Annotated in this window: 7 protein-coding genes; 4 read left to right on the top strand and 3 right to left on the bottom strand. The window is 61.2% G+C overall.

The window, feature by feature from the left end; translation table 11 throughout:
- Window positions 1–120: 120 nt before the first annotated feature.
- Window positions 121–696 (bottom strand): ANTAR domain-containing response regulator, encoded by a 576-nt coding sequence (locus AC3WKX_RS11365; protein ID WP_003219125.1) that lies wholly within the window; start codon window positions 694–696, stop codon window positions 121–123.
- A gap of 12 nt (window positions 697–708) precedes the next feature.
- Entirely contained in the window at window positions 709–1908 is a 1200-nt protein-coding gene (locus tag AC3WKX_RS11360) for a CmpA/NrtA family ABC transporter substrate-binding protein (RefSeq protein WP_003219123.1), read from the bottom strand.
- 236 nt (window positions 1909–2144) lie between these two features.
- Here AC3WKX_RS11360 and sctC point away from each other — a divergent pair, with 236 nt between their 5' ends.
- The 4 genes from sctC to AC3WKX_RS11340 all read left to right on the top strand — a co-directional run bounded on the left by sctC (window position 2145) and on the right by AC3WKX_RS11340 (window position 5736).
- Window positions 2145–3608: a type III secretion system outer membrane ring subunit SctC gene (gene sctC / locus AC3WKX_RS11355; protein ID WP_102606322.1), complete on the top strand. Its 1464-nt coding sequence runs from the start codon at window positions 2145–2147 to the stop codon at window positions 3606–3608.
- 174 nt (window positions 3609–3782) lie between these two features.
- On the top strand, window positions 3783–4160 hold the full coding sequence (locus AC3WKX_RS11350; protein ID WP_023659087.1) for a winged helix-turn-helix domain-containing protein: 378 nt from the start codon (window positions 3783–3785) through the stop codon (window positions 4158–4160).
- Complete coding sequence (locus AC3WKX_RS11345) at window positions 4157–4624, top strand: transglycosylase SLT domain-containing protein (protein WP_102606321.1); 468 nt, start codon at window positions 4157–4159, stop codon at window positions 4622–4624. Before AC3WKX_RS11350 ends, AC3WKX_RS11345 begins: the two co-directional genes overlap by 4 nt.
- An 86-nt stretch (window positions 4625–4710) precedes the next feature.
- A complete protein-coding gene (locus AC3WKX_RS11340; protein WP_003219118.1) occupies window positions 4711–5736 on the top strand; it encodes a quinone-dependent dihydroorotate dehydrogenase in 1026 nt (341 codons plus the stop codon).
- A gap of 120 nt (window positions 5737–5856) precedes the next feature.
- Here AC3WKX_RS11340 and rmf read toward each other — a convergent pair whose 3' ends face one another.
- Window positions 5857–6072 (bottom strand): ribosome modulation factor, encoded by a 216-nt coding sequence (rmf, locus tag AC3WKX_RS11335; RefSeq protein ID WP_002553055.1) that lies wholly within the window; start codon window positions 6070–6072, stop codon window positions 5857–5859.
- Window positions 6073–6428: the final 356 nt, after the last annotated feature.

Raw genomic sequence — 6428 nt, 5'->3', positions numbered from 1 at the left:
GCCGAGTGGTGGGGCAAGAGCGTTTTGCTTACTTTTGCGCTGTTCAAAAGTGAGCCGCTGTAAGAGCGGAACCAATAGTCGCCGTTACCTAAATAACGGATATACACCCCGACCCCCCTCTCACCCCAACAACTCACTCATCGCAATAATCTGCTCCGCCACCTGAATCAGCTTCTGCTGCCGACTCATCGCCTGACGCCGCATCAGCGTGTAGGCCTCTTCCTCATTACACCCCTTCATTTTCATCAACAACCCCTTGGCCGTTTCGATCCGCTTGCGTTCGGCCAACTGCTGATCCCGCGCCTGCAACTGCGCGCGCAGCGCCTGGTCACTCTCGAACCGCGCCATCGCCACATCCAGAATCGGCTGCAACCGCTGCGCCTGAATCCCCTCGACAATGTAGGCACTCACCCCGGACTTGATCGCCTGACGCATCACCCCCGGATCATGCTCATCGGTAAACATCACAATCGGCCGTGGCTGGTCGCGACTCACCAGCACCACCTGCTCCATCACATCGCGTCCCGGCGACTCGGTATCGATCAAAATCACGTCCGGGCGCACCGCTTCGACCCGCGCCGGCAAGTCGATCGTCAACCCCGATTCATCGATCACCTCAAACCCGGCCTCGGTCAACGCAGCCTTGAGCCGACCGACCTTGCGCGGTGTGTCATTGATCAACAGGATTCGTAGCATGGGTTCCTCCTGTCAGCGCAAGGCCTGGCGGCTGGCAACATCTGCCATGGCATGCAGGCGAAAGCTGCGGGCATACCCGGCCGGGTCCGAACCGTCCCAGATTTTTCCGTCGATCAACTGGCTGCTGCGCATGGCCTCGCCACCGGCAGGCACGCCCACGGCGCTGGCCGCCTGGCGATAGATGTCCAGTTGTTGCACACGCCGGGCAACGCCGAGGTAGTCCGGGTCCTCCCGCAGCAGGCCCCAGCGGCGGAACTGGGTCATGAACCACATGCCATCAGACAGGTAGGGCAGGTTCACCTCGCCGTCGCCATAAAAACGCAGCGCGTGGGGATCCTGCCAGTGGTTGCCGAGGCCGTCATCGTAGTCGCCGAGCAGGCGCGGTTCGATGCAATCGAGCGGGGCGTCGAGGTACTGCGGGGCGCTCAGCAACTGTGCAGTGGAGCGGCGGTTTTCCGTGCTCTGTTCGATAAAACGGCTGGCCTGCAGGATCGCCATCACCAGTACCCGGGCGGTATTGGGGTATTGCTCGACAAATGCCTGGGTGCAGCCGAGAACTTTTTCCGGATGGTCCGGCCACAGTGCCTGGGTGGTGGCCAGGGTAAAACCCTGGTTCTGCTTCACCGCACTGGCGCACCAGGGCTCGCCCACACAAAAGCCGTCGATGCGCCCGGCTTGCAGGTGCGCAACCATCTGCGGCGGCGGCACCACCACACTGTCCACATCCTGCAGGGGATGGATGCCCTGGCTGGCCAGCCAGTAATACAACCACATGGCGTGGGTACCTGTGGGAAAGGTCTGGGCGAAGGTGAGTTTTGTTCGGCTTTGGTGCACGTGGCGGTCCAGTGCCTCAGGACTGGTCACCCCCAGCTGTTGCAGGCCACGGGACAGGTTGATGCTCTGGCCGTTCTGGTTCAGGCCCATCAGCACCGCCATATCGGTGGGTGCCACGCCGCCGATGCCCAGGTGCACGGCGTAGATCAGGCCGTACAGGCTGTGGGCGGCGTCCAGTTCGCCGCTGACCAGGTTGTCCCGCAGGCTGGCCCATGATGACTGGCGCCTGAGATTCAAGGTCAGGCCATAGGGCTGGGCGAAGCCCTGGGTGGCGGCGACCACCACCGAGGCGCAATCGCTCAGGGCCATGAAACCCAGGTTGAGGCTGCTCTTTTCCGGGGCATCGCTGCCGTTGACCCAAGCCAGGGGATCACTCATCAATACGTACCTTTCATAAAAAAACGCCGTTCCGTCGGGTACTCAGAAGAAGAGCCCGGGGTAACGACGTCTGTGTCCTTGAGCCCGTTCCGCCGTTGGCGCGAGCTGCGATAGACAAGGCAAAGCAAGGCACATGCCACGATGCGCACAGGATGGGTTGGGCGTCAGCTTTCCATCAGGATTGAAATCGGCCTGCCTCGCAGTATGGCCGCTCTTTCAGCCCGGGCCATGCAGGCATGTTCAGCCACCTTCACCGTTTCTCGACGCTGCTTTTCGGCCTGGTGCTGCTGGGCAGCCCCGGCGCGTTCGGGTACTCCTACCAGGCCCGTGATGAAAGCCTGCACACTTTTTTTACCGCGTTGTCCCTGCCGCTGGGGCAGCCGATCGTTGTCAGTCAGGCGGCAGCTCGCAAGCGCATCAGCGGGGCGTTCGATTTCGACTCGCCCCAACCGCTGCTGGAGTCGGTCGCCCAGCAGCAAGGCCTGATCTGGTACACCGATGGCCAGGTGCTTTACCTCTATGACGCCGACGAGGCGAAAAGCTCGGTAGTGACCCTGCGGCATATCTCGGTCGACCTCCTGCGTGGGTTCATGCGCCGTTCGGGGCTCGAAGAGGCGCGCTACCCGCTGCGTGCGAGTGGGGCGCGGGTGTTCTACGTGTCCGGGCCGCCGAACTATGTCGACCATGTGCTGCGCCTGGCCCAACTGATGGACCGCCAGCGTGCGGAACTGCGCCTGGGGCCGCAGCGGATCGGGGTGGTGCAGGTGCTCAACACCCACGTTGCAGACCGCGAGTACAACATGGGCGACAGAACCGTCACGGTGCCGGGCATGGCATCCATGATCGAAAAACTGCTGGCCGTCGAGCAGGAGAGTGCGTCCCCGCGGCAACCCGGATTACTGGCCGACAAGAATATCTCGGTGCTGGCGTACCCGGACACCAACAGCCTGCTGATCAAGGGCAAGCCCGCGCAGGTGAGCTTTATCGAAGGTCTGGTGGCAGAACTGGACGTACCGAAGCGCGCGGTGGAGGTTTCGATGTGGCTGGTGGATGTGGACCGCGATGAGCTCAAGAAGATCGGCGCGACCATGCACAAGGGGGCGGACAAGCCTTCAGCGACCCGGGTCATGGCACCCATCGAGGACGAAGCATTCATGCAGCGGATCACCGCCTTGGAGTTGCGCAGGCGAGCGAGGGTCACGACGTTGCCGGTGATTCTCACCCAGGAGAATGTGCCCGCGGTTTTCAACGACAACCAGACGTTCTATCTGCCCCGGCCGGGTGAAGACTACGACGAATGGCAACCGGTGGTCTTTGGTACGCAGGTCAGTGTTCTGCCGCGCTTCGCCGAGGCGAATGAAATCGAGATGCTGCTCACCGTCGAGGATGGCCGCCAGATGGGCAAGGCTGCCAGTCGCGACAAACCCTCGGCGGGGGTGGAGCGGATGGGGATCAACACGGTGGTGCGTGTGACACCGGGTAGGCGATTGCTGGTGGGGAATTTTCAGCGCGATACCGGCACAGCCTTGCTCGGACGCTACAACGGGCCCATGGCCAACAGTGTGCGATTGTTTGTGATTCAGGCGACGGCGGTCGCAAATGTGCTGCATACCGCTGCCGAGCCCGGGCAGGCGCCGCCGTTGACGCGCTCCCAGCATGAGCAGGTGAAGCGGGCATTTACCCGGGTGACCGAAGGATAAGAACGTTGGTGGCGCGCCTGGGCGGGCATCGTCGAAAGGTCCTACGTGCCCAGTCTGAAAAAATCAGTGCCTATGGGGTTTTTTCCTCTCCTATACAGCGAGTGGGCTTTTTATAGTCGCGACCTTCAGGAAACCAGTGTTGGAAATGAAGGTGAGTTGGGTGCGGAGGTACGAATGGCCGTGGTGAACGATGGGGTACTGGCTACCCCCATGGTCTTTGAGCGCTGGACGTTGCACGGCGACGGTAGATTGACCAGTGAAGACTCGGATATTCAACTCCCGCCCAAGGAGTGGCAGGTGTTGCGCCTGTTGCTGTCCTCGGCCGGAGTGCTGGTGACCAAGGACCACTTGCTGGAACAGGCATGGCCCCATAACGAGGCCACGGAAGAGTCCCTGACCCGTTGCATCTGTTCGCTGCGCAAATATTTGAAGGGCGGCAAGGGTCTGATCAAGACGGTATACGGCAAAGGGTACCGGGTGACCTGTGCGGTCAGGATGACCAGCCTGACGGTGGGCGCTGTCTGTTCCACCTGCGGTCGGGGGCAGGCATGAGCGGCGCCCGGTGCAAGGGGGCGCTGCTGCTGATGCTCACGCTCGGCTTCGGCAATGAAGCCCGGGCGTATTGCTGGGCCGAGGCTGCCAGCCGATACGGCATGGAGCCGGAATTGTTGCAGGCCATCGCCGCGGTGGAGTCGGGCTACCGCGCCAAGGCCATGAATTACGCCAACAACAACGGCACCCGTGATATCGGGCTGATGCAGATCAACAGCATTCACCTGCCGCGCCTGCTCAAGGAGGGCATTACCGAGCAGCGCTTGCTGGATGAGCCTTGCCTGTCGGTGGAGGTGGGGGCGTCGATCCTTGCCGATTTCGTCAAACAGTTCGGCTACAACTGGACGGCGATCGGTTCCTACAATGTGGGCGGCGGGCCCGGGCCTCAGCGTGAGGCCCTGCGTCTTCGCTATGCGCAAAAAATCTGGGCCCGCTATGAGGAACTGATGACGCACCGTAACTGACGATTGGACGGCACGCCTCGCATGCAGCCCGTCACCCCGGCTATAATCGCCGCCACCTTTCGCCGCCATCCGAGTCAAGCCCGCCCATGTATACCCTGGCCCGCCAGCTGTTGTTCAAACTCTCTCCGGAAACTTCCCACGATCTGTCCCTGGACTTGATCGGTGCCGGTGGCCGCCTGGGGCTCAATGGCCTGGTGTGCAAGGCCCCGGCGAAAATGCCGGTGTCGGTGATGGGGCTCGATTTCCCCAACCCGGTAGGCCTGGCTGCGGGTTTGGACAAAAACGGTGCAGCCATCGACGGTTTTGCGCAGCTGGGTTTTGGCTTTGTCGAAATCGGCACCGTGACCCCACGGCCGCAGCCGGGCAACCCGAAGCCGCGGATCTTCCGCCTGCCGGAAGCCGAGGCGATCATCAATCGCATGGGCTTCAACAACCTGGGTGTGGATAACCTGCTGTCACGGGTTCAGGCGGCTAAGTACACCGGTATCCTCGGGATCAATATCGGCAAGAACTTCGACACGCCGGTGGAGCGTGCGGTGGATGACTATCTGATTTGCCTGGACAAGGTCTACGCCCACGCCAGCTACGTCACGGTCAACGTCAGCTCGCCTAACACCCCGGGCCTGCGCAGCCTGCAGTTTGGCGACTCCCTCAAGCAACTGCTCGAAGCCTTGCGCCAGCGCCAGGAAGATTTGGCTGTGCGCCACGGCAAGCGTGTGCCCCTGGCAATCAAGATTGCCCCGGACATGAACGACGAAGAGACCGTACTGGTGGCCCAGGCCCTGGTGGATTCGGGCATGGATGCGGTGATCGCCACCAACACCACCCTGAGCCGCGTCGGTGTCGAAGGCCTGGCGTATGGTGACGAAGCGGGCGGCCTGTCCGGTGCGCCGGTACGCGACCAGAGTACCCACATCGTCAAGGTGCTGGCGGCCGAGTTGGCAGGGCGCTTGCCGATCATTGCCGTGGGCGGCATCACCGAGGGCAAGCACGCGGCCGAGAAAATCGCCGCCGGCGCGAGCCTGGTGCAGTTGTACTCCGGCTTTATCTACAAGGGCCCGGCGTTGATTCGCCAGGCGGTGGATGCGATTGCGGCATTGCCGCGCGGCTGACAACAGGCAATAAAAAGGGCTCCTTGAAGGAGCCCCTGGGCCGAAGCCCGCCGCCCGGATGGGGCGTGCGTGGTTAAGTGGTTGCGTATTCGTGCTGGTGTCGGAATTAAATGCCCTTGATTAGCCGACGGCGTGAAGTTCGTTGAGTCTGTGGATTCCCGCAGTGCCAGTCATACCGTCCCAGTTGTCGCCGCGTCCTTCTCGCCAGCCGTTGATCCAGGCTTGGCGTACCGACGGTAGAGTAAATGGGCAAAGCTCACGGGATTTGCCATGAACGCCATATTGATATCCGCGTAAAAATGCTCTTTCCAACGGATCACGCTTAAGTCTTCTCATAGGGTGTTTCCCTCACTTGTTGACTGTCTTGATATCCTTCGGCCTCGTCCGAGGCCGGGCAGAGTTTTTCTGCCGTTGGTGCGCTCGCTGCCGGCGTGGCGAGCTATGTGTCGGCGTCGTTACGGCGCCAACCTGTGTTGAGTTCTAACCAATAGGTCACATGGATTCAATGATCGTTTTGTCATAAGCACGTAACGATAACGATGCTATAGCCATAAGCTGGGATGGCTTTTCGCCCCTTTTATTGGGCAAACCCAGCTATGATGTGCCCTTCAAAGAGGATGGGTTTAATCCTTTAGTGAGAATGTCCGCCTGTTGCAGTCGGTTATTATTCGACGAAGGGTCGGAATGTTTCT

The sequence above is a fragment of the Pseudomonas sp. GP01-A4 genome (assembly GCF_058780865.1).
The sequence above is the reverse complement of the archived record's forward strand: the minus strand, read 5'-3'. Positions and strand labels throughout refer to the sequence as shown.

Bases quoted from the DNA above. Each gene is read 5' to 3' on its own strand.
- AC3WKX_RS11365 (WP_003219125.1), bottom strand. From the start codon at position 696: ATGCTACGAATCCTGTTGATCAATGACACACCGCGCAAGGTCGGTCGG.
- AC3WKX_RS11360 (WP_003219123.1), bottom strand. From the start codon at position 1,908: ATGAGTGATCCCCTGGCTTGGGTCAACGGCAGCGATGCCCCGGAAAAG.
- sctC (WP_102606322.1), top strand. From the start codon at position 2,145: ATGTTCAGCCACCTTCACCGTTTCTCGACGCTGCTTTTCGGCCTGGTG.
- AC3WKX_RS11350 (WP_023659087.1), top strand. From the start codon at position 3,783: ATGGCCGTGGTGAACGATGGGGTACTGGCTACCCCCATGGTCTTTGAG.
- AC3WKX_RS11345 (WP_102606321.1), top strand. From the start codon at position 4,157: ATGAGCGGCGCCCGGTGCAAGGGGGCGCTGCTGCTGATGCTCACGCTC.
- AC3WKX_RS11340 (WP_003219118.1), top strand. From the start codon at position 4,711: ATGTATACCCTGGCCCGCCAGCTGTTGTTCAAACTCTCTCCGGAAACT.
- rmf (WP_002553055.1), bottom strand. From the start codon at position 6,072: ATGAGAAGACTTAAGCGTGATCCGTTGGAAAGAGCATTTTTACGCGGA.